Annotated in this window: 20 protein-coding genes; 10 read left to right on the top strand and 10 right to left on the bottom strand. The window is 72.0% G+C overall.

Features of this window, described 5'->3' with window-relative positions; all coding sequences use genetic code 11:
• Positions 1 to 123: 123 nt before the first annotated feature.
• The gene (locus tag ABD747_RS03885; RefSeq protein ID WP_344801769.1) at positions 124 to 849 is read left to right on the top strand and encodes an aspartate/glutamate racemase family protein; all 726 of its coding nucleotides are present in this window, start codon (positions 124 to 126) and stop codon (positions 847 to 849) included.
• A 41-nt stretch (positions 850 to 890) separates the two neighbouring features.
• Here ABD747_RS03885 and ABD747_RS03880 read toward each other — a convergent pair whose 3' ends face one another.
• Complete coding sequence (locus ABD747_RS03880; protein WP_344801768.1) at positions 891 to 1526, bottom strand: UdgX family uracil-DNA binding protein; 636 nt, start codon at positions 1524 to 1526, stop codon at positions 891 to 893.
• 74 nt (positions 1527 to 1600) lie between these two features.
• On the opposite strand from ABD747_RS03880, the gene ABD747_RS03875 reads away from it, so the two are divergent.
• Complete coding sequence (locus ABD747_RS03875) at positions 1601 to 1804, top strand: hypervirulence associated TUDOR domain-containing protein (protein WP_344801767.1); 204 nt, start codon at positions 1601 to 1603, stop codon at positions 1802 to 1804.
• Between the two features lie 156 nt (positions 1805 to 1960).
• Here ABD747_RS03875 and ABD747_RS03870 read toward each other — a convergent pair whose 3' ends face one another.
• Complete coding sequence (locus tag ABD747_RS03870) at positions 1961 to 2179, bottom strand: hypothetical protein (protein WP_344801766.1); 219 nt, start codon at positions 2177 to 2179, stop codon at positions 1961 to 1963.
• 570 nt (positions 2180 to 2749) lie between these two features.
• On the opposite strand from ABD747_RS03870, the gene ABD747_RS03865 reads away from it, so the two are divergent.
• Positions 2750 to 3043, top strand: a complete 294-nt coding sequence (locus ABD747_RS03865) for a DUF503 domain-containing protein (RefSeq protein WP_344801765.1) — start codon at positions 2750 to 2752, stop codon at positions 3041 to 3043.
• A gap of 126 nt (positions 3044 to 3169) precedes the next feature.
• Positions 3170 to 3982, top strand: coding sequence for a glycosyltransferase family A protein (locus ABD747_RS03860; RefSeq protein WP_344801764.1), 813 nt, complete (start codon positions 3170 to 3172; stop codon positions 3980 to 3982).
• A 130-nt stretch (positions 3983 to 4112) separates the two neighbouring features.
• Here ABD747_RS03860 and ABD747_RS03855 read toward each other — a convergent pair whose 3' ends face one another.
• The 4 genes from ABD747_RS03855 to ABD747_RS03840 form a co-directional block, all read right to left on the bottom strand.
• A complete protein-coding gene (locus tag ABD747_RS03855; RefSeq protein ID WP_344801763.1) occupies positions 4113 to 4976 on the bottom strand; it encodes an alpha/beta fold hydrolase in 864 nt (287 codons plus the stop codon).
• The gene (locus ABD747_RS03850; protein ID WP_344801762.1) at positions 4966 to 5727 is read right to left on the bottom strand and encodes a DUF998 domain-containing protein; all 762 of its coding nucleotides are present in this window, start codon (positions 5725 to 5727) and stop codon (positions 4966 to 4968) included. Before ABD747_RS03850 ends, ABD747_RS03855 begins: the two co-directional genes overlap by 11 nt.
• Positions 5724 to 9086, bottom strand: a complete 3363-nt coding sequence (gene lysX / locus ABD747_RS03845; protein WP_344801761.1) for a bifunctional lysylphosphatidylglycerol synthetase/lysine--tRNA ligase LysX — start codon at positions 9084 to 9086, stop codon at positions 5724 to 5726. The genes ABD747_RS03850 and lysX overlap by 4 nt, the downstream gene beginning before the upstream one ends.
• Before the next feature lie 285 nt (positions 9087 to 9371).
• Entirely contained in the window at positions 9372 to 10982 is a 1611-nt protein-coding gene (locus ABD747_RS03840; protein ID WP_344801760.1) for a hypothetical protein, read from the bottom strand.
• Between the two features lie 289 nt (positions 10983 to 11271).
• Here ABD747_RS03840 and ABD747_RS03835 point away from each other — a divergent pair, with 289 nt between their 5' ends.
• Positions 11272 to 11442, top strand: a complete 171-nt coding sequence (locus ABD747_RS03835) for a hypothetical protein (protein WP_344801759.1) — start codon at positions 11272 to 11274, stop codon at positions 11440 to 11442.
• A gap of 12 nt (positions 11443 to 11454) precedes the next feature.
• On the opposite strand, the gene ABD747_RS03830 is transcribed toward ABD747_RS03835, so the two are convergent.
• On the bottom strand, positions 11455 to 11904 hold the full coding sequence (locus tag ABD747_RS03830) for a ribose-5-phosphate isomerase (RefSeq protein WP_344801758.1): 450 nt from the start codon (positions 11902 to 11904) through the stop codon (positions 11455 to 11457).
• A 540-nt stretch (positions 11905 to 12444) separates the two neighbouring features.
• Positions 12445 to 13341 (bottom strand): mycothiol-dependent nitroreductase Rv2466c family protein, encoded by an 897-nt coding sequence (locus tag ABD747_RS03825; protein WP_344801757.1) that lies wholly within the window; start codon positions 13339 to 13341, stop codon positions 12445 to 12447.
• Between the two features lie 79 nt (positions 13342 to 13420).
• Here ABD747_RS03825 and pepN point away from each other — a divergent pair, with 79 nt between their 5' ends.
• A complete protein-coding gene (pepN, locus tag ABD747_RS03820) occupies positions 13421 to 15988 on the top strand; it encodes an aminopeptidase N (RefSeq protein WP_344801779.1) in 2568 nt (855 codons plus the stop codon).
• Positions 15989 to 16021: 33 nt separating this feature from the next.
• Positions 16022 to 17164: a Nif3-like dinuclear metal center hexameric protein gene (locus ABD747_RS03815; RefSeq protein ID WP_344801756.1), complete on the top strand. Its 1143-nt coding sequence runs from the start codon at positions 16022 to 16024 to the stop codon at positions 17162 to 17164.
• 41 nt (positions 17165 to 17205) lie between these two features.
• Here the strand turns inward: ABD747_RS03815 and ABD747_RS03810 are convergent, their stop codons facing one another.
• Positions 17206 to 17601: a DUF5130 family protein gene (locus tag ABD747_RS03810; RefSeq protein ID WP_344801755.1), complete on the bottom strand. Its 396-nt coding sequence runs from the start codon at positions 17599 to 17601 to the stop codon at positions 17206 to 17208.
• Positions 17588 to 17914, bottom strand: coding sequence for a hypothetical protein (locus ABD747_RS03805; RefSeq protein WP_344801754.1), 327 nt, complete (start codon positions 17912 to 17914; stop codon positions 17588 to 17590). Before ABD747_RS03805 ends, ABD747_RS03810 begins: the two co-directional genes overlap by 14 nt.
• A gap of 202 nt (positions 17915 to 18116) precedes the next feature.
• Here ABD747_RS03805 and pyrR point away from each other — a divergent pair, with 202 nt between their 5' ends.
• From pyrR to ABD747_RS03790, 3 genes are read left to right on the top strand one after another with little or no spacing between them, the layout of a single operon-like run.
• On the top strand, positions 18117 to 18674 hold the full coding sequence (gene pyrR / locus ABD747_RS03800) for a bifunctional pyr operon transcriptional regulator/uracil phosphoribosyltransferase PyrR (RefSeq protein ID WP_344801753.1): 558 nt from the start codon (positions 18117 to 18119) through the stop codon (positions 18672 to 18674).
• Positions 18674 to 19690: an aspartate carbamoyltransferase catalytic subunit gene (locus tag ABD747_RS03795; RefSeq protein WP_344801752.1), complete on the top strand. Its 1017-nt coding sequence runs from the start codon at positions 18674 to 18676 to the stop codon at positions 19688 to 19690. Before pyrR ends, ABD747_RS03795 begins: the two co-directional genes overlap by 1 nt.
• Positions 19687 to 20967 (top strand): dihydroorotase, encoded by a 1281-nt coding sequence (locus tag ABD747_RS03790; RefSeq protein WP_344801751.1) that lies wholly within the window; start codon positions 19687 to 19689, stop codon positions 20965 to 20967. The genes ABD747_RS03795 and ABD747_RS03790 overlap by 4 nt, the downstream gene beginning before the upstream one ends.

Raw genomic sequence — 20967 nt, 5'->3', positions numbered from 1 at the left:
GCCTCCTCTCCTTCTGGCTCCTCGAAAAACACAACCCCAGAATCGGACGCCTCGACCACCAACGAGAACTCGCCACCGACGGCGCTGGGCACTGAGCTCGTGGAAGGCGACACACTGATGAGCATGTCCACCGAACCGTCACGCCGGATCGCCCTGATCAACCCCAACACGACCGCATCGATGACGCAGCTGATGGCCGACTGCGTGGGGGCCGTGGTCGATCCGGCGACCGAGGTCTGGGCGATCACCAACCAGCACGGTCCGGCCTCGATCGAGTCGCACACCGACGAGGCCCTGGCGGTGCCCGGTCTGCTGGAGGCCGTCCGGGACGCCGAGTCCCGGGGGGCGGACGGCTTCGTCCTCGCCTGCTTCGGCGATCCGGGCCTGGACGCCGCCCGGGAGATCGCCACCGGGCCGGTGGTCGGGATCGCCGAGGCGGGGTTCCACGCGGCGACGATGCTCGGCCGGTCGTTCAGTGTGGTGACGACGCTGGCAAGGACGATCGGCCAGGCGGAACACCTCGTCCACCGGTACGGCTTCGCGGACAAGTGCCGGAGCATCTACGCCTGTGAGGTGCCGGTGCTGGAGCTGGAGGATCCGGCCTCCGATGCGCGGAAGCTGGTCGTCGACTACTGCCGCCGCGCGGTCGAGGAGGACGAGGCCGACTCGATCGTCCTCGGCTGCGCCGGGATGGCCGACTTCTGCCACGAGGTGTCCGAACAGGTGGGCGTGCCGGTGATCGACGGCGTGACGGCCGGCGTCACGTTCGTCGAGTCGCTGGTGAAGCTGGGCCTGCGGACCAGCACCCGAAGCGAGTACGCCCCGCCGCTACCGAAGGAGTATCGCTAGCGCCGATCGCGGCCCAGGCCCGCCCGCCGGCACCGGGCGGGTCAGGAGGTACGACGTAACGCCTCGCCGGCCGTGTGGAGATCGGCCACCAGGTCGGCGTACGCCCGGTCGTGCTCCTCCCCGCGCAGGCGTAGCACCGCCGAGGGATGCATGGTGGCCAGGACCCGTGCCGGCCCGACCAGGGTCTCGGCCTCCAGCACCGTGCCTCGGGACTTGGTCACCCGGAAGCCGGCACCGAGCACCGACCGGGCGGCGGTAGCGCCGAGCACGACGATCAGCTCGGGCCGTACGTTCCGGATCTCGGCGGCCAACCACGGCTGACAGGCGAGCACGTGCGAGACCTGCGGCGTCTGGTGGATCCGACGTTTGCCGCGGAGGGTGAACCGGAAGTGCTTCACCGCGTTGGTCACATAGAGCTCGTCCCTGGCGAGTCCGGCGTCCTCCACCGCTCGCTGCAGGAGTCGTCCGGCGGGACCGACGAACGGTATGCCCTCACGGTCCTCGACGTCGCCCGGCTGTTCGCCGATCAGCATCAGGGCGGCGTCGACATCGCCGGCCGAGAAGACCACCTGGGTTGCCGGCTCCCACAGCTCGCACCCTCGGCAGTCCCGGGCCGCGCGGCGCAACTCCGCGACGTCGGCATCCGGCGGAACCCATCTCTCGGCGGTCTCGGTCACGACCACTTCCTACCCCGGTTCGCGCCGCCCGACCCCGGGAGTTGATCCGACCTCTTGGTGGGTACGTCTGGACCATGGCGATCAGCAAGGGCGACGAGGTGTCCTGGAACACCTCCCAGGGCCGGACCCACGGCACAACCGTGGAGAAGCGGACGAAGCAGTTCACGTTCGAGGGCCAGACATTCAAGGCGAGCCAGGACGAGCCGTACTGGATTGTCGAGTCGGCGAAGACCGGCGCCCAGGCGGCGCACAAGGAGTCGTCGCTGACCGCGCGCTGAGCCGTCAGACCCGGTCCGACGTGGGGCCGGAGCTCCGGAGTGGGGGGCGTAGTTCCGACGTGGGGCCGGAGCTCCGGAGTGGGGGCGGAGCTCCGGAGTGGGGGCGGAGCTCCGGAGTGGGGGCGGCGGGCCGGGGGTCGAGCCCGCCGCCCCGGGCTACGTGGGCCCGCCGGGGCCGGGACGCGGACCGCCGGCCAGCTGGCACAGCTGGACCAGCACGTCGTGGAAGCTGGGCGTCACCTTGGCGACCTCGCCGGCCAGTGCCTTGTCCAGGTCGATCGGCGTCGCGCAGTTCACCGCCCAGCGCGCGTACGGATCGTGGCACTTGTCGCGCTCGTACAACGCGGCATGCAGGATGCTCCGGCCGGCGGTCACCGCCTTGCACGGGTCCGACTCCGGATCGACCCCGCGGGCCCGCTCCGAGCACAGCAGATACGCCTGTTCGGCTGCGGTCGCGAGCTCGGCCTTGGTGGGCTTGCCGCCGCAGCTTTACTCCCCCGTGGTGAGGGAGAGCGTCGGGTCGGCACAGTGGAACATCGCTGCGGCCAGCGCAGCGCAGTCGTAGCTGGACTGCCAACCGTCGGACTCGCACTTCTGGACTTCTCGAGAGCGGTCGCCAGCGGGATGCGCTGGGCATACTGATCGGCGATACAAACGCACTCCGCCTGGCTCTGCGGGAGCGACTCGTGCAGCTGCGTCCTGCCTCGGTCGGCTGCCGCCGGAAGCGCGCCGATCACGAGCAGGACGAGGGCCGCGAGCACGGCGACCGACCGACCTTCGCATGGCGTCCTCCTGGACCGATGCCGCGGCCTCCCCGCGGACCCGATGTTCATCCGGATCGCCCGCGGAGGCATTTGATACCCGGGTCCGGTCGCGAGCGTTCGAGCCGACGGCACGATTTGTATCGGCGATCGGGCGGTATCGCCGATCGGGGATGATCGTGACATGTGGGTGGGCTGGATCGAATTCGATCTGTTGCTGGGCGCGGTCGGGTCGCTGAAGGAGAAGCGCTCGGTGGTACGTCCGCTGGTCGCCGACGTGCGGCGCCGGTTCGAGGTCAGCGTCGCCGAGGTCGACCATCTCGACCTGCACCGGCGAGCCGGGGTCGGGGCCGCCGTCGTCAGCGCCGACGCCGGACACGTGACCGAGGTGCTGGACGGCATCGAGCGCTTCGTCGCCGCCCGCCCCGAGATCGAGCTGCTGTCGGCCCGCCGTGCGCTGCGCACCTCCGACGACTGAGCGACGCCGGTCAAACCGTGATGTTCGGGTTCCCGGTAGTTGCGGCGCCGATCGGTAGCATGGCCGGCGTACGAGTCAGGCCTTGTGTTTCGATCAGCCGCGAAGGGCCCCAACAAAGACCCGACCATGAAGCTCTCTCTCTGCACCACCTGCATGGGCAGGGCACACCACGTCCAGCAGACCCTGCCGCGCAACCTGGCCGACTGCGTGGACTGGTCGCGGCCCAACGCGGTGGAATTCGTGCTGCTGGACTACAGCAGCCGTGACGGGCTGGCGGAGTGGATCACCACCGACCCAGGCCTGCGGCCGTACCTGGACGCCGGCATCCTTCGCTTCGCCCGCACCGAAGGCCACCCGCACTTCCGGCACAGCCACGCCAAGAACATGGCGCACGTGCTCGCCACCGGCGACTTCCTCTGCAACCTCGACGCCGACAACTACACCGGACGAGGCTTCGCCGACTATCTGCGCGCGGTTTTCCGCCGCCGGCCCAACGCCGTGGTCGCCACCAATCGGTTCGACCGGCGGCTGAACGCCGAGGCCTACAAGGGAAGCATGGGCCGGATCGCCCTGTCCGCGGAGAACTTCGCCGCGCTCGGCGGATACGACGAGAGCCCGCGGTTCCGCGGCTGGTCGGGCGAGGACACAGACCTGCTGATCAGGGCATTCCGGAAGCGGCACCGGCTGGTGATGATCCGGAACCGGCGGTTCTTGAAAGTCGTCCCGCACAGCGATCTTGAACGGATCCGCAACACCGACTACGTCGATGCGGCCGCCGAGCTCGCGAAGATCAACTCCTACGACGGCTACAGCGCGGCACCGATCCTTCGCTACGTCGCGGGCCGGGCGGTCGCGCCGAGGATCGCCAATCAGGGACGGCTGATCGGCGCCGGACCGGTGATCTGGCCCGACGAGCAGGATGTCCGCCGCTCCGCCTGAGCGATGAACCGCCGAACCGCCGCCCCCGTAAAGCTGTGTGATCCGGCAGGCCGGGCCACGAGAATCTGCGCGGGCGTGTTGCTGCAGGAACGGCACGGTTTCGGTGCGGAGGCGATGGCGCGGCGGCGATTCAGTGGCGAGCGAGAGCGAGGATGGCATCGGCGATCAGGTCGGGCCGATCGATCATCATCAGATGCCGCGAGTCGCCGACGACGGTCTGCCGGGCACCGAGCAGCTCGGCCAGGCCCGCCTGTAGCCGGACCCAGCCGGCACCGCCGTCGCCCGCGGCGGTGAGCACCCGGGTCTCGACCCCCGGCCAGGAGGTCGAGACGCGCAGGGCGGCGAGGTCGGCCAGCTGGGCGTGGTACGTCCCCGCCTCGGCAAGCACAGCGGCGACGGCGTCCGGGCTGCGGAACACGATCCGTTGCTCGGCCGGACGCGGGGTGCCCAGCCGGAGCCGCGTGCTTTGCACGCTGGACAGCAGCCGGTCGCCGAGCGGTCCCAACCGGCGCGCGGGCGGGAGCCCGGACAGGATGCGGTAGCCGGCGCGCGCGCGGCCCAGCGCGCGGTCGGGACGCCGTGACGGCGCGGGGCGATCATCCACGCTGCCGTCCACCAGCACCAGCGCGGAGACGCGGTCCGGATAGCGCCGCACCAGCCCCTCCACGTGCGGGCCCGCCATCGAGTGCGCGACGACCACGGGCGCGACCGCCAGCCCCTCGACGCTCAGCAGCAGCTCGCGCAGCGTCTCGATCTCCTCGGCCAGCGCGGGCAGGCGGCCCGGCCACGGCGTCCCGAGACCCGGGCGGTCCATCCGGACGACGCGCCTGGTCGGCAGCAGTGCCACCACGTCGTCCCAGGCGTAGAACGGGACGCCGCAGCCCCCGAGCAGCAGCACACCCGGACCGTCGCCGTCCTGCTCCACGACGCGAACCGCTCGGCCGCCGGCGATCACGACCCGCCCCGGCAGCGGGTCGGCCGGATCAGCCGGCATCGGGACCCGCCGGACCGTCGGGCGTCTTCGCCTCCAGCGGTGGTCCGAGCACGCCGAACCCGACCGCAGCGAACCAGATCGACGCGACCGCGACGATGACGGCCTGCGGGATGCCGAGCCACGGCAGCCCGGCGGCGATCATCACGAGCATGATCGTCAGGGCACTGACCTCGATCACCGCCCCGGCCAGCAGCCACCACCGGCGGCGGCTCGACCCCGGATAGCTGCGGCGCAGTGCGACGTACGCCGCGAGGATGGAGGTGACGACACCGGTCTGCGCCAGCACGCTGGTGTAGGTATGGGCATAGTGGACGTCCGACAGCCGGCCGGCCTCCTCCGCTATTCGGCAGGCGGTGTCGAGCGTCGGCGAGCAGTCCATCGCGAAGAAGGCGTCGAAGAACGTCGCCACCGCGAAGACGATCAGGGCCCAGGCCGACACCAGCCACCAGGTACGGCGGGCACGATGCCGCCACACCAGCACGGCACGGATGCCGAGCGCACCGACGATCAGGGAGGTGATCAGGTCCCCGCCGCGGAAGAACAGGTTGCGGGGCTGATCGGACGCCGACAACTCCGACAGGTAGCCGTCGATGATGTGTGGGTGCCCGTTGACGGGGATCCACAGCACCCAGGTGTTGTACGTGATCATGGCGATCAGTCCGAGCACGGGCCAGATCAGCGCCCGGCGCGGATGCGGTTCGACCGGCGCTCGTTCCGGCGTCGCTCGGCCGGGCGGATCGGTGATCATCATCGACGGCGGGGCCGCACCAGCGGGAAGGCGATGGTCTCCCTGATGGTGGTGTCGGTCAGCAACATGATCAACCGGTCGAGCCCCATGCCGAGACCCCCGGAGGGTGGCATCGCGAACTCCAGCGCCATCAGGAAGTCCTCGTCCAGCTCCATCGCCTCCGGGTCGCCGCCCGCGGCCTGCAGCGACTGCGCGGTGAGCCGGGCGCGCTGCTCGACCGGATCGACCAGCTCTGAGTAGGCGGTCCCGATCTCCGCCCCGAACGCCACCAGGTCCCAGCGCTCGGCGAGCCGGGGATCGTCGCGGTGGGCGCGGGTGAGCGGCGACACCTCGGCCGGGAAGTCGGTGTAGAACGTGGGCCGGACCGTGACGTCCTCGACCAGGTGCTCGTACAGCTCCAGCACGACGGCGCCCCGGGTCCAGCGGGAGTCCATCTCGATCGACAGCCCGTTGGCGATCCGGACCAGCTCGTCCCGGGTGGTGTCGGCGCTGACCGGTACACCGCAGGCGGCCGAGATCGCGTCGTTCACCGTGATCACCGGCCACTCCTGCGCCAGGTCGACCTCGTGCCAGCTGCCGAGATGATCACGACCCGCGACCACCGTACGTCCGTGCACGGCCTGTGCCGCCGCGGTGATGATCTCCTGCGCGACGAGCCGCATGGTGGTGTAGTCGCCGTACGCCTCGTACGCCTCGAGCATGGTGAACTCGGGATTGTGAGTGGCGTCGGCGCCCTCGTTGCGGAAGTTCCGGCCGATCTCGAAGATCTTGTCGATGCCGCCGACCATCAGCCGCTTCAGGTACAGCTCGGGCGCGATCCGCAGATAGAGATCGAGATCGTACGCGTTGATGTGGGTGCGGAACGGGCGCGCATTGGCACCGCCGTGGATCGTCTGCAGGATAGGCGTCTCGACCTCGGTGTAGCCGCGGGCGTCGAGGGTGTCGCGGACCGCACGGATGGCCCGCGACCGAGCGGCGAGCTGGTGCCGGGCGGTCCGGTTCACGGCGAGATCGAGATAACGCTGCCGCACCTTCGCCTCCGGATCGGTGATCCCGCGGCGCTTGTCCGGCGGCGGCCGGAGCGACTTCGCGGTCAGCTGCCACGACGCCACCTCGAGCGAGATCTCGCCCGAACGGGAGGTGATGACGGCGCCGCCGGCACCGAGTTGATCACCGAGATCGACGACCCGGCGGAACTCGCGCATCGCGTCGTCCCCGGTCGCCGACCGGGTGAGCATCAGCTGGGCGTCGCCGGACCAGTCGCGCAGCTTCACGAAGATCACGCCGCCGAAGTCGCGGATTGCCAGCACCCGTCCGGCCAGCCGGACCTCGGCCGGCCCGGCCGTATCGGTCAGCTGCGCGCAGCGCGCGGTCGGCCGGAACGACGGCGGATAGGGGTCGACGCCGTCGGCCAGCAGTCGCTCCCGGACCGCCATCCGCTGCCGCATCTGTTCCGGGATCCGAGGCCCGGCGGGAGCCGCCGGTGCGGCGATCGCGACGGGCGGAGCCTCGGTCAGCGGGCGAGCCGCCTCGACCTGCGGCGCGCTGAGGAAGCGGGGCAGGTCGATGAAGCCCTCTGCCACCCCGGACGCGGCGCCGACCAGGGCGATGTCACGCGTCTCGTCGAAGCAGAGGAACCGCGGTTGCCACTGCGGCCGGTATTTCACGTTGGAGCGGAACAGCGACTCGATCTGCCACCACCGTGAGGCCACCAGCAGCATCCGCCGCCACAGCCGGAGGACCGGGCCGGCGCCGATCCGTGCCCCCTCCTCGAACGCGGAGCGGAACACGGCGAAGTTCAGCGAGACCCGGCGATAGCCGAGATCGCGCCCGGCCGCCATCAGCTGGGTGACCATGAACTCGGTGATCCCGTTGTCGGCCAGGGGGCTACGCCGCATCACGTCCAGGGAGTAGCCGTCCCTCCCCCAAGGAACGAAGGACAAGATGCCGGCCACGTCGCCGGCCGGCCCCGGAGTTCGCTTGTCCGGTGGGAAGATCGCCTCCACCATCAGGCAGTCACCGTCGGCCGGGTCGCCCAGCCGGCCCAGCGCCATCGAGAACCCGCGCTCGGTCTCGGTATCGCGCCAGGCCACGGTCTTGGCGATCAGGTCGCCCAGCTCGACGTGCGGGATGTCGCGGTGCCGGCGGATCCGGGCGGTGTAGCCGAGCTTCTCCAGCCGGTTCACCGCTTGCCGGACCGGTCGCATGTCCGGCTCGTCCAGATGGAACAGCCGGGTCTCGAGAATGGCCTCGTCGCCGAGTCTGATCACCCGCAGGCCGGCCCGGGCGTACGCCGTCGCGCCGACCTCGCTGGCCCCGATCACGGCCGGCGTCCACCCGTAGGTCTCCACCAGCGTCCGCCAGGCGCTGATCGCCCCGGCCCAGTGGTCACGCGGCCCGATCGGGTCGCTGCTGGCCAGGCAGACGCCGAGGTCGACCCGGTAGAGGATCGCGCTGCGCCCGTCCGCGGCGAAGACCACCGACTTGTCCCGCCGGGTAGCGAAGTAGGCCAGGGAATCGTCCTCCGACTCCGCGACCAGCGCGCGGATCCGCGGCTCGTCGGCCGCGCTCACCAGTGCCGCGCGGCGCTGCGAGCGCATCAGCGCCAGCACCGCGGCCAGCACGGTCAGGCCGACCATCAGGCCGATCAGGGTGTTGATCCAGCCCGGTGGGGCGCTGACCGGAGCGCCGCCGGTCAGGTCCTGCTGAAGCAAGACCCCGGCGATCCGCCGGCCGATCCAGGCGAGCCGACCGGTCGGTCCCTCCAAGCCTCCGGGGAACAGCGCGACCAGCACGACGCCGACGGTGAACGTGATCGCCAGCCCGACCGCCAGGGTGATCAACGCCTTGCGGATGCTGCCCGGTTGCCGGCGGGCGGTGAACTCGCCGCGATAGACCATCATCACCGCATAGACCGCGCCGAGGGAGGCGAGGTTGAACCCGAACCTGGCCAGCGTCGGCAGGTCGGGGAACTCGTTCTGCCCCCGCAGCACCAGCAGCGCCAGCACGGCGACCGTGAACAGGTCCACCAGCAGCAGGCCGCTCATCCAGACCGTCGTGATCAACCAGGCGATGCGCTTGCGGCGGGCCAGTCCGGCGCCGAGAACGAGCAGGAAGACCGCGAACGCGACCGATCCGGCGTCGATCGGCACAAACACGGTGGAATAGAAGTCGACGATCGGGCCGAGCCAGAACGCCAACGGGAAGAGACTCTGCAGCAGCACCAACGCGGCGCCCAGGAAGAACAGCCGCGACAACAGGTACGGGAGCCGGCGGAAGCCGGCCGGCCGTCGGGCCTGCCAGGGCTCGACGGCGATCCCGCCATGGTCGGCAGCTGGTCTGCGCGCCTGCGTGACTGCCACGACTCAACTCTGCCAGACGCACCGGCCGCTGCCCGAGGAACGAAACCCGCGCCGGCCGCCCCGCGGCGAACGAACCTTCGGCGAACGAACCCGCGCCGGGCTCGCCGTCCGGTGGCCCGGCGGCCCGGCGCGACTCCGGCCCGGTGCGACTCCGGCCCCGTGCTACCGAGGACCCGTGCTACCGAGGACCCGTGCTACCGAGGACCCGTGCTACCGAGGACCCGTGCTACCGAGGACCCGTGCTACCGAGGACCCGACTCCGGCTGCGTGCTAGCGCGGCCCCGGCTACTGCGGCCCGCCGGCCGACGCGAGCACGGCCAGCCACCGATGCCCGCGACCGAGCGGCTCGCCGACCAGGCGTGCGATCAGCGTGGGGGTGCGCCGCGCGGCCAGATCCGCCGCCGGCACCCCCCAGGCGCGCCGGGTCGGCTCGGCCACCCCATCCGGCAATGTCGCGAAGGTCGCGAGCAGCCGGCCGAGTCGTTCGGCCGGCCACGGCCGGACGGGGTCCCCGGGAAGACCGGAACCAAGCTCGGTGCCGAGGGCGAGCACCGCGCGCACTAGGGCGTCGTCCTGGTGGTCAGCCGCGTGCAGGTGACGCGTGAGCACCGACAGCGCGAGCCGGTCCAGCGGATCGTCCGGCTCGGCATCCGCCGCCGGCCGGCCGGCGAGCGCGATCAGATGGTCCATCACCGCTTGGGGTGAGGCACCTGCCACGATCAGGCCGGCGCAGACCCGAGTGGCCGCTACCCCGAGGCCGGGTGCCGGGCGGGTGGCGCGCAGCACCTGGGCGGCTGCCCGGTCGAGCAGCTCGGGCTCGCCGGTGCGCTCGAACTCGCCGGCCAGGAACAGGGCGCCGAACGCGGCGTCGGGCCCGGCCGGATCGAGTACGTCCGGCTCGAACCGGGCGGTGAACTGGTCGAGCGCGTCCTGAGCGTCGTCCGGCGCGTCGACGGCCTCGGCCCGGAGTGCGTGCTGGACGACGACGGCGGCGTCCAGACCGGGGAGCCGGACCACGCCGGTCCGGCCGCGCGGGGCCGCGAGCAACTTCCCGGCCACGGCCGCGAGCAGCTCGGTGGCGGTCGGCGTCCAGGTCAGCCGGACGACGTGCAGGCCGCGCGCGGAGCGCAGCTCCACCGCCGCCGTCCGCGGCTCCGCGGCGGTGAGCGCACAGAGCTCGTCGTCGCGCTCGACCGCGATGCCGTCGGGCACCACCAGCGCGACATCGGGTCCGGCGGGCAACAGCACCACCTCACCGCGAACGAGCGTGGTCACGGTCGGGTGCAGGGTGGCCCAGCGGCGGCCGTACGCGCTCGGCTCGGTCAGCCAGTCCCAGTCCCAGCCGAGGACGTACCGGCCGCCGGGGTCCAGCACGATCTCCGGCAAGGCCAGACCCTGCTCGTCGAAGCGAACGACCGCGCCCTGCCGCAAGCGGCCGACGAGGATCGGGCCGGCGCCGTCGTGCGGCTGGACGAACAGCGCCGCCTCGGCGCCGTCCGCGACGGCCCAGCCGACGGCGCCGGGATCGACCAGCCAGGGCCAGGTGACCCCGAGGGTGATCGGCCGCGTTGCCGGGTTGGACAACACGAACCTGGTCTGCCAGCCGGCAACGAACATGTGCCTGACCGTGATCTCCAGCGCACCGGCCGCGACCAGAGTCGACTCCACCTCGTCGGCGTCGATCGCCAGTCGGGCGAGTTCCAGCTGGACGGGTTCCATCTGGGCGGGTTCCCTCTGGACGGGCGCCGGCTCCGGCGGGTGGGTCACTCTGACGTGCGGGTGCCCAAGACTCAGCAGAGACGTACCGGGCCGAGCGGACGACGCGACCCGGCTGATCCGCCCGGCGGCATCGACGCCGACCAGAGTGCCGGCCGCCTCGAACGTACTCTCAACCATGTCGTCCGCTCACCGGTGCAGCACTAGGCTGAATGCCATGTCAGGGGTGCCCCATCCGGGTCCGCCGCCCGGTGACCCGAACCGTCACGCCGAGGCGTCGCGATCGGCTGACCACGTCCGATCTGATCAGTCCCGATCCGATCAGGGCCGATCCGATCAGGGCCGCTCGGATCAGGGCCGCTCGGATCAGGGTCGCGGCGGGGACGGCCGCGATCTGTGGCCGCGCGACTTCGGCCGGGACGGAGTGTCCGGACTGGTCACGGTCGACCGGGCGATGCGATCGCGGGACGTGAGCCGACCGACGGAGACCGACGAGGCGGCCGCCGAGTCGGTGGTGGCCGACCTGCTGGCCCGGATCGAGGGCCGGCCTCGGTCCGACAACCGATCCCGGCAGACCCGCTCGGCGCCGCAACCCGTGGCACATCCCCCGGTGCCCCATCCACCGACGACACGCGGCTGACGGCTCCGCGGTTCAGTCCCGCGCTTCGTAGTCCGCGAGCAAACCGATCCGCCGGGCGTGCCTCGGGTCATTGCTGAACGGCGTCGCCAGGAACAGCCGAACCAGCTCGAGTGCCTCGTCCTCGGTGTGCATCCGGGCGCCGATCGCGATCACGTTCGCGTCGTTGTGCTGGCGGGCCAGCGTCGCGGTGTCGGAGCTGTAGGCCAACGCGGCCCGGGTGCCGTTCACCTTGTTGGCCGCGATCTGCTCGCCGTTGCCGGAACCCCCGACCACGATGCAGAGCGATCCCGGGTCCGCGACGACGGCCTCGGCGGCCGGAATGCAGTAGACCGGGTAGTCGTCCTCGGCGTCGTACGTCTCCGGGCCGTGATCGACCAACTCGTGACCGTCGGCGGTCAGGTTCTGGATCAGGAAGTTCTTCAGCTCGAAGCCGGCATGGTCGCTGCCGATGTGCACGCGCATGACCTCACCCTATTGCCCTCGCTCGGCCCGCCTCGTTCGGCCGTGCGCGGCACCGGCGGGGACGCGAGCCCGCGCACGACCAGCCCGAGCCGTCTTCGCGCGCTTTCCACCCACTTCGCGCGAGAAGCTTCACGCGCGAACTGGGGTCAAGGCGAGCGAAGATATCGCGCCGCGCGGCTGGGGCCGGCGCACCTCGGCCGGGGCTGGCGCGCCGCGGCCGGGGCTGGCGCACCGCGGCCGGGCCCGGCGGGGACGCGAGACCCCGGTGAGACCGACCCGGTTCGTCTTCGCGCGCTTTCCACCCACTTCGCGCGAGAAGCTTCACGCGCGAACTGGGGTCAAGGCGAGCGAAGATGTCGCGCCGCGCGGCTGGGGCCGGCGCACCACGGCTGGGGCTGGCGCGGCGCGGCTGGGGTTGGCGCGCCGCGTCCAGGGCCGGCGCGCCGCGGTGGCGTTGGGTCTGCCTTCGTGACCGGCGGCGGGCGGAGCCGGCCGGGAGGGCGGTGAGCCGCGAGCGCTGAGACTCGCCGGGCGACCTCGTCAAGACGCGAAGCTGGGGCCCTCGGTGCGGGTGCGCTTCAGCTCGTAGAAGCCGCGGAACTCCGTCAGCGTGACGACGGCGTCGTACAGCCGCCCGGCCTCCTCGCCGGTCGGGCACGGGGTGATGACGGGGCCGAAGATGGCCGAGCCGCCGACGTGCAGCACCGGCGTCCCGACATCGTCGCCGACGGCGGCCATCCCGCGCTGATGTGACGCCCGGAGATCGTCGTCCCAGTCACCGGTCTCGCCCAGCTCGGCGAGCGAGGTCGGGACGCCGATGTCGGTCAGCGCGTGCTCGATGGTCTCGCGGTTCCGAGGCTCGCCGCGCGGGTGGTAGCGGGTGCCGAGCGCGGTGTAGAACGCGGCCAGTTGCTCCTGCCCGTAGTCGCGCTCCACGGCCAGTGCCACCCGGACCGCGGCCCAGGCTCCGTTCAGGAACTGCCGGTAGCCCTCGGAGACGTCCCGGTCGTGGTTGAGCACCGACAGGCTCATCACGTGGAAGACGGTCTTCACCGGACGTACGTTTTCGACCTCGAGCATCCACCGGGAGGTCAGCCACGCCCACGGGCAGGCGGGGTCGAACCAGAAGTCGACCACGGTCGGCTCGGGCGGCGCTGCCGGCTCCTGCTCGACCGCACTCGCGGGCTCCACCACGGCGGCCGCCTTCGCCTTCGCGGACTTGGCGGGCTTGGCCGGCTTCGCGGGCTTGACCGACTTGGCGGGCTTGGCCGACTTAGCGGGCTTGGCCGACATGGCCGACTTGGCGGGCTTGGCCGACTTGGCGGGCTTGGCCGACTTGGCGGGCTTGGCCGTCTTAGCGGGCTTCTGGTCCGACTTCTTCGTGGCCTTCTTCGCCGACCGCTTGCCGGACCGCTTGTCCGCCTTGCCCTTCGCCATGGGGCAACCCTAGTGGGATCGGCGCGTGGCCGACCGGCGCCGCGGCGGGCTGTCGGTGGCGCGTGACAAGATCGGGCGCATGTTCCCGGACAACCTCACCCGCGCCGAGGCCGCGGCCCGCTCGGCGTTGATCCAGACCGAGAGCTACCGGCTGGAGATCGATCTGAGCGGCCGGGCGCCGGCCGACGGGACGACCACCTTCACCTCGCGCAGCACCATCCGGTTCAGCGCACACGCAGACGGCCAGCTGCACGTCGATCTGATCGCCGACCGGGTGCTGGCGGCGGCACTGGACGGCGAGCCGCTGGATCCGGCGAGCTTCGCCGACTCACGGTTGCCGCTGACCGTCGGTGCCGGCGAGCACGAGCTGACCGTCGAGGCGCTGTGCCGCTACAGCCGCAGCGGGGAAGGTCTGCACCGGTTCGTCGACCCGGCCGACGGGCGGGTCTACCTCTACACCCAGTTCGAGCCGGCCGAGGCCCGCCGGGTGTTCGCCTGCTTCGAGCAGCCCGACCTCAAGGCCCGGTTCACCACCTCGGTGGTCGCTCCCGAGCAGTGGCTGGTGATCTCCAACGGGGTCGAGACCGAGCGCGAGCCGATCGGCGACGGTGTGGCCCGCTGGAACTTCGCCGAGACCCTGCCCGTGTCGACCTATCTGAACGCGCTGGTCGCCGGCGAGTACCACGCAGTCAGCACGACCTACGCGGCGGCGGCGGGCGAGCTGGAGATGGCCCTGCTCTGCCGGGCCTCGCTGGCAGATCACCTGGACGCGGACCGGATCTGGGCGACCACCACCGGTGGTTTCGACGTGTTCGAACGGCACTTCGGCTATCCGTATCCGTTCGGGAAGTACGACCAGGTCTTCGTTCCCGAATACAACAGCGGCGCGATGGAGAACATCGGCTGCGTGGTGATCCGCGACGAGTACGTGTTCCGCGGCCGGGTGACCGCGGCCTCCTACCGGACGCGGGCCGACACCATCCTGCACGAGCTGTCGCACATGTGGTTCGGCGATCTGGTGACGATGCGCTGGTGGGACGACCTGTGGCTGAAGGAGTCCTTCGCCACCTGGTCGTCGAACTTCGCCAGCTCCGAGATCGAGGACAGCGACGCGACCTGGGCGACCTTCTGCAACGCGGTCAAGACGTGGGCCTACCGGCAGGACCAGCTGCCGTCGACCCATCCGATCGCCGCCGACATGGTCGACCTGGAGGCGGTCGAGCTGAACTTCGACGGCATCACCTATGCCAAGGGCGCCTCGGTGCTGCGGCAGCTGGTGGCCTTCGTGGGCCGGGACGCGTTCCTGGCCGGTGTCCGGGACTACTTCGCGACCCACGCCTTCGGCAACACCACGCTGGCCGACCTGCTGACCGCCCTCCAGGCGGCCTCCGGCCGGGACCTGTCGGGCTGGTCGGCGCAGTGGCTGGAGACGGCCGGAGTGAACACCATCGCAGCGGATTTCGAGCTGGACGACGAGGGCCGGTTCGCCTCCTTCGATCTGGTCCAGACCGCCGCCGAGGCGTGGCCGACGCTGCGAGACCACCGGTTGGCGGTCGGCCTGTACCGGCTGGGCGCGGACGGCCTGATCCGGACCGATCGGATCGAGACCGACATCAGCGGCGGACGTACGCAGGTGCCCACCCTGGTCGGTCGGGAGGCGCCGGATCTGCTGCTGGTCAACGACGACGACCTGACCTACGCCAAGGTCAGGTTGGATCCCCGTTCGCTGCGCACGGTGCTCGACCACCTGGACCGGCTGCCCGATGCGCTGCCGCGCGCGGTCTGCTGGGGTGCGGCCTGGGACCTGTGCCGCGACGCCGAGCTGTCCGGCGCCGACTACGCCGCTCTGGTGCTCCGGGGCGCAGCGGTGGAAACCGATCTGACGGCGGTGAACACCGTGCTCGGCGGTGGCTGGAAGGCGGCGACGGCGTTCAGCCCGCTGGACCGGCGGGCCGAGCAGCAGCAGTCCTGGCAGGACGGGGTGCGAGCCCTGCTGGCCGGCGCTGCGCCCGGCTCGGACCACCAGCTGGCGTTTGCCCGCGCGTTCGCCGCGGCGGCGACGGACGACGGTGCGGCCGACGAGCTCGCGTCGTGGTTGGAAGGTCGCGACGTGCCGGAGGGTCTGGTGATCGACTCCGAGCTGCGCTGGGCCCTGGTCCGCAACGCGGCCAGGCTCGGCCGGCTGGACGAGGCCGCGCTGGCGGCCGAGGAGGAGCGCGACAAGACCGTCGCCGGTGCCGAGTATGCGGCGGCGGCCCGCGCGGCGCAGCCGACCGCCGAGGCCAAGGACGCCGCCTGGCGCGCGGCGGTCGACCAGAACCTGATCACCGCGACGACCCAGCGCGCGATCTGCCAGGCGTTCTGGCAGCGCGACCAGGACGAGGTGCTCGCGCCGTACGTCGAGCGGTATTTCGCGATGGCCGACGACATCTCCGCCGGCCGGGGCGCCTGGGCGGACAAGGGCACCCAGCTGCGGACGAACGCGCTGGCGAACCTGTTTCCCTCCCCGGCCGACCTGTCCGATCTGCTGACCAGGCTGGACGCCTGGCTGGCCGGCGCCGAACTGGCCGAATACGCCCGCCGCATCATCGCGGAGCGACGCGACGACGCCGCCCGCTCGTTGAGGTGCCAAAGCGGTGCGTCCTGAGCCGGGCGAGGCGTGCGCGAGGGCGCCGGGCCGATGAGTGAGCTCAGCGTCGCGGCGGTCGCCTCGCTGCTGGAGGAGTGGTTCCCGCCTCGGCTCGCCGAGTCGTGGGACGTCGTCGGCCTTACCGTCGGCGCTCCCGGCGATCCGGTCAGCCGGATCGCACTCGCCGTCGAGCCGACCGCGGCGGTGCTGGCCGAGTCGGCCGCCGCGGGCGCCGACCTGCTCATCACCCACCACCCGCTGCTGCTCCGCGGCATCGACCGGGTGCGGTTCGACTCCCCCAAGGGAGCCCTGATCGAGGGTTTCATCCGGCACCGGATCGCGCTGTTCGTCGCCCACACCAATGCCGACGCCGGGGTCGGCGGGGTCGGCGACTGCCTGGCCGACGCGCTCGGGCTGAGCGGCTGCCGGCCGTTGGAACCGGCCCCGGCGCAGCGCAGCGACAAGCTCGTCACGTTCGTGCCCGAGTCGCATGTCGACGCCGTGATCGACGCCCTGGCCGACGCCGGCGCGGGCCGGATCGGGACGTACGAGCGGTGTGCGTTCGGCGCCGCCGGCACCGGGACGTTCCGGCCGGCCCGGGGCTCGGACCCGTATCTCGGAACGGTCGGCCGGGTCGAGCAGGTGGCCGAGGTCAGGGTCGAGCTGGTGCTGCCGCGGGACCGCCGGTCGGCCGCGATCGCGGCGCTGCTCGGCGCGCACCCGTACGAGGTGCCGGCCTGGGATCTGTACGAGCTGGCCGCTCGACCGAGCGACGAGGTCGGGCTGGGTCGGATCGGCGAGTTGGCCCGGCCGATCAGCCTGCGCTCGTTCGCCGGACGGGTCGCCCGCGCACTGCCGGCGACGCCCGCCGGGGTCCGGGTCGGCGGCGACCTCGACCGACCGGTCCGGACCGTCGCCATGCTCCCCGGCGCCGGCGACAGCCTGCTGGAGGCGGCCCGCGGGTCCGGGGCCGACGTCTACGTCACCTCAGATCTGCGCCATCACCCCGCGGGCGACGCGCTGGCCTGGCCGGACGCGCCGGCCCTGGTCGACATCCCGCACTGGGCCGCGGAGTGGACCTGGCTGCCGGTGCTCGCCCGCCGGCTCGGCGCGGCCCTGGACCAGCGCGGCACGCCGGTGCCGATCGAGGTGTCCGGGCTGGTCACCGACCCCTGGACGCTGCACCTCGGCTAGGCAGCGGTCGATGCGGCCCGCTCAGAGCTGTGGCGGGGAGATCAGTTCCGCTTCATCGCGTGCAGCGTCTGCGGAGCGCGCGCGGCCTCGCCGAGTTGCTGGATCCCGACCACGAGCCCGCCGACGATGTCGCCGATGGCGAAGGACGCCTCCATCGATGCGGCCGCCAGTGCGCAGGTCGCGTCGCTAAGCGTGCGGCGGGCAAGGGACCCCGTGACGATCTCCAACGCGCGCTGGCCCGGATCGCAGAGCACCAGAACCGACATCTCGGGCTTCACCAGCCCGGCATGCAACCGGCGCGCCACCGTCCGCGGATCGCCGTCCGCCGCGCCCAGGAACAACGAGAACTCCAGCTCGCGCGACGCCGTGTCGGCGTTGCTGATCGCCCGCTCGAGTCTGCTCCGCTCGCCGGGCGTGAGGGCGTCACCAGCGAGCACTCGCACCACCCTTGCCCGCGTCGTCGCTCTTCCCGGCGCCCGCGTCGCTCGCCGCCTCGGCGGCCGGGATCGCGGCGCGGCGACCCTCGGTCACCGCCTCCGGTGCGTTCGAGGCCGCCCACAGCGCCTCGCGCTCCTGCATGGCGTCGTACGCGCTCGGAGCCGGGCGCAGCGCGCTGATGCCGAAGATGATCAGGAACACCAGCAGAGGGAACCCGACCAGCAACAGCAACAGGCCCACGACCGAGACCGGGGGCGCGGGAGGCCAGCCGTCGAGGGTTTCGAGGGGCACTAGGCTGCTCAGGAGGTTCACGCCCATACCGTATCGAGACCCGGCCCCGAGTGGGAGAGAGCAGGTCACCGTGCGGCGAGCCGCGGGCGTGGCACCCCGGTGGACGGGGCGACGTCGAGAGGGCCGATCACACGTGGCAGAGACCGTGTCCCCGCGCGCTGGAGCGAGCGGAACCGACCCGGGCCGGACCGAACCGATTCCTGGCGGCCAGCGTGCTGCTGCGGTGGCCACGGCCCGGGTGGTGATGGAGTCGGACCAGATCGCTCGCGCCTGCGCCCGGATGGCCCACCAGATCCTGGAGGCCAACCGGGGCGCGCAGGGACTGATGCTGCTCGGCATCCCGACCCGCGGCGTACCGCTGGCCCGCCGGCTGTCGGCCGCGATGACCGAGGTCGAGGGCGTCGCCATCCCGACCGGGTCGCTGGACGTCACCATGTATCGCGACGACCTCCGCCGCCACCCCACCCGCGCGGTCGGCCGGAGCCAGATCCCCGGCAGCGTCGACGACGCCGTGATCGTGTTGGTCGACGACGTGCTCTATTCCGGCCGGACGGTACGCGCCGCGCTCGACGCGCTCGGCGACCTCGGCCGGCCGCGGGCCGTCCGGCTGGCCGTGCTGATCGACCGTGGTCACCGCGAGCTGCCGATCCGGGCCGACCACGTCGGCAAGAACCTGCCGACGTCCGACGAGGAACGGGTGAGTGTGGCGCTGGCCGAAATCGACGGTGTGACCGAGGTGACCATCTCGCGGGACGCCGAGAGTCCGGAAGGAGCGAGCTGATGCGGCACCTGCTGTCGGCCGCCGACCTCGACACGTCCGAGGTGGCCGCCATCCTCGACCTGGCCGAGGAAATGGCCCAGGTGCTGCACCGGCCGGTGAAGAAGCTGCCGGCCCTGCGCGGACGTACGGCCGTGAATCTGTTCTTCGAAGACTCCACCCGGACCCGCTCGTCGTTCGAGATCGCCGGCAAGTGGCTGTCCGCGGACGTGATCAACATCAGCGCGAAGGGCTCGTCGGTCTCCAAGGGCGAGTCGCTGCGCGACACCGTGCTGACCGTTGCCGCGATGGGCGTGGACGCCCTGATCATCCGGCACGCGGCGTCCGGCGCACCCTGGCAGGCCGCGAACTGGCTGGCCGAGCAGGGCCGCGACGTGCACGTGCTGAACGCCGGCGACGGCACCCACGAGCACCCCACCCAGGCCCTGCTGGACTCGTTCACGCTGCGCCGGCACTTCCGGGTCGCCGAGCCGGAGCTGACCGACTTCGCCGGCAAGCGGATCGCGATCGTCGGCGACGTCACCCACTCCCGGGTGGCCCGCAGCAACGTCGCGCTGTTGTCCACTCTCGGCGCGGACGTGACGATCGTGGCACCGCCGACCCTGCTGCCCTCGGGCATCGCGACCTGGCCGGTGTCGGTCTCCAGCGACCTGGACGCCGTGCTGCCGGAGGTCGACGCGGTGATGATGCTCCGGGTGCAGCGGGAGCGGATGTCCGGCGGCTACTTCCCGACGCCGCGGGAGTACACCATCGGCTACGGCCTGACCCGGCCCCGGCTCGACGCGCTGCGGCCGGGCACGGCCATCTGCCATCCGGGGCCGATGAACCGCGGGCTGGAGATCTCGGCGGACGCCGCCGACGCGGCCAACTCCCTGATCCTGGACCAGGTGGCCGCCGGGGTGGCGGTGCGGATGAGCGTGCTGTACGAGTTGCTCGGCGGCGACGACGAGGAGAGTCCGGTAGTGGGGGCCGGCGGCCGGCCGGTCCGCCGCGCCGTGCCGGAAGGGGCCGCGGTATGAGCGGGTTCGTGATCACCGGGGCCGCACCGCTCGGCGCCGACGCCCGCGACCTGTACGTCGTCGACGGCCGGTTCGCCGACCCGGCGTCGGCGCCGGCCGGCATCGAGCGGGTGGACGCCGACGGTCTGATCGCGCTGCCCGGGCTCGTCGACCTGCACACCCATCTGCGCGAACCCGGCCGCGAGGACGCCGAGACCGTCGCGAGCGGCACCCGCGCCGCGGCCCGCGGCGGTTTCACGGCGGTGCTGGCGATGGCCAACACGAAGCCGGTGACCGACACCGGCGAGGCGGCCGAGCACCTGCTGGAGCTGGGCCGGCGGGCCGGCGCCTGCGAGGTCGTCCCGGTCGGCGCCGTCAGCAAGGGGCTGGCCGGAGCGGAGCTGGCCGAGCTCGGGCTGATGGCGCGGGGCGCCGCCCGGGTCCGGCTGTTCTCCGACGACGGCCACTGCGTTACCGACGCCCGGCTGATGCGCCGCGCCCTGGAGTACGTCCGCGCCTTCGACGGGTGCATCGCCCAGCATGCCCAGGACCCGGCCCTCGCCGGACCGGATGCCTGCTGCCACGAGGGCGAGATCTCGGGCCGACTCGGTCTGCCGGGCTGGCCGTCGGCGGCGGAGTCGTCGATCGTGGCCCGCGACGTGTCGCTGGCCGAGCTGACCAACTCCCGGGTCCACGTCTGCCACGTCTCGACCGCCGAGACCGTCGACGTCCTGCGCTGGGCCAAGCGCCGAGGAATCGCGGTGACCGCGGAGGTGACCCCGCATCACCTGATGCTGACCACGGACGAGGTCACGAGTTACGACCCGACGTACAAGGTCAACCCCCCGCTGCGGCCGAACGAGCACGTCGAGGCCGTCCGGGAGGCGCTGGCCGACGGCACGATCGACGCCGTCGCCACCGACCACGCACCGCACGCCCGGCACGACAAGGAGCACGCGTTCGTCGACGCCTCCCCCGGCATGCTCGGCCTGGAGACCGCGCTCGCCGTGGTGCTGGAGACGATGGTGTTGCCTGGTCGGATGGACTGGGCCCGGGTCGTGGAGACGATGTCGACGACACCGGCGCGGATCGCCCGGCTCGCCGATCAGGGCCGACCGCTCGCGGAGGGCGAGCCGGCCAACTTCGTCCTGGTGGATCCGAGCGCCCGAGCGGTCGTGGATCGGGACGCTTCGGCGTCGCTGTCGCGCAACAACCCGTGGCACGGGCGGGACCTGCCGGACCCGATCGTGGCGACGTACTGGAACGGGCGGGTGACCTACCGCCGCGAGGTGGGCTGA

The sequence above is a fragment of the Microlunatus ginsengisoli genome (assembly GCF_039537205.1).
Classification (GTDB): domain Bacteria; phylum Actinomycetota; class Actinomycetes; order Propionibacteriales; family Propionibacteriaceae; genus Microlunatus; species Microlunatus ginsengisoli.
This window is presented reverse-complemented; position numbering and strand designations above follow the sequence as displayed.

Excerpts from the sequence above, each read along its gene's own strand:
- ABD747_RS03860 (WP_344801764.1), top strand. The coding sequence starts at position 3,170 with ATGAAGCTCTCTCTCTGCACCACCTGCATGGGCAGGGCACACCACGTC.
- ABD747_RS03830 (WP_344801758.1), bottom strand. The coding sequence starts at position 11,904 with ATGCGCGTGCACATCGGCAGCGACCATGCCGGCTTCGAGCTGAAGAAC.
- ABD747_RS03795 (WP_344801752.1), top strand. The coding sequence starts at position 18,674 with ATGCGGCACCTGCTGTCGGCCGCCGACCTCGACACGTCCGAGGTGGCC.
- ABD747_RS03875 (WP_344801767.1), top strand. The coding sequence starts at position 1,601 with ATGGCGATCAGCAAGGGCGACGAGGTGTCCTGGAACACCTCCCAGGGC.
- ABD747_RS03825 (WP_344801757.1), bottom strand. The coding sequence starts at position 13,341 with ATGGCGAAGGGCAAGGCGGACAAGCGGTCCGGCAAGCGGTCGGCGAAG.
- ABD747_RS03790 (WP_344801751.1), top strand. The coding sequence starts at position 19,687 with ATGAGCGGGTTCGTGATCACCGGGGCCGCACCGCTCGGCGCCGACGCC.
- pepN (WP_344801779.1), top strand. The coding sequence starts at position 13,421 with ATGTTCCCGGACAACCTCACCCGCGCCGAGGCCGCGGCCCGCTCGGCG.
- ABD747_RS03865 (WP_344801765.1), top strand. The coding sequence starts at position 2,750 with ATGTGGGTGGGCTGGATCGAATTCGATCTGTTGCTGGGCGCGGTCGGG.
- ABD747_RS03840 (WP_344801760.1), bottom strand. The coding sequence starts at position 10,982 with ATGGTTGAGAGTACGTTCGAGGCGGCCGGCACTCTGGTCGGCGTCGAT.
- ABD747_RS03815 (WP_344801756.1), top strand. The coding sequence starts at position 16,022 with ATGAGTGAGCTCAGCGTCGCGGCGGTCGCCTCGCTGCTGGAGGAGTGG.
- ABD747_RS03855 (WP_344801763.1), bottom strand. The coding sequence starts at position 4,976 with ATGCCGGCTGATCCGGCCGACCCGCTGCCGGGGCGGGTCGTGATCGCC.
- ABD747_RS03850 (WP_344801762.1), bottom strand. The coding sequence starts at position 5,727 with ATGATGATCACCGATCCGCCCGGCCGAGCGACGCCGGAACGAGCGCCG.
- ABD747_RS03885 (WP_344801769.1), top strand. The coding sequence starts at position 124 with ATGTCCACCGAACCGTCACGCCGGATCGCCCTGATCAACCCCAACACG.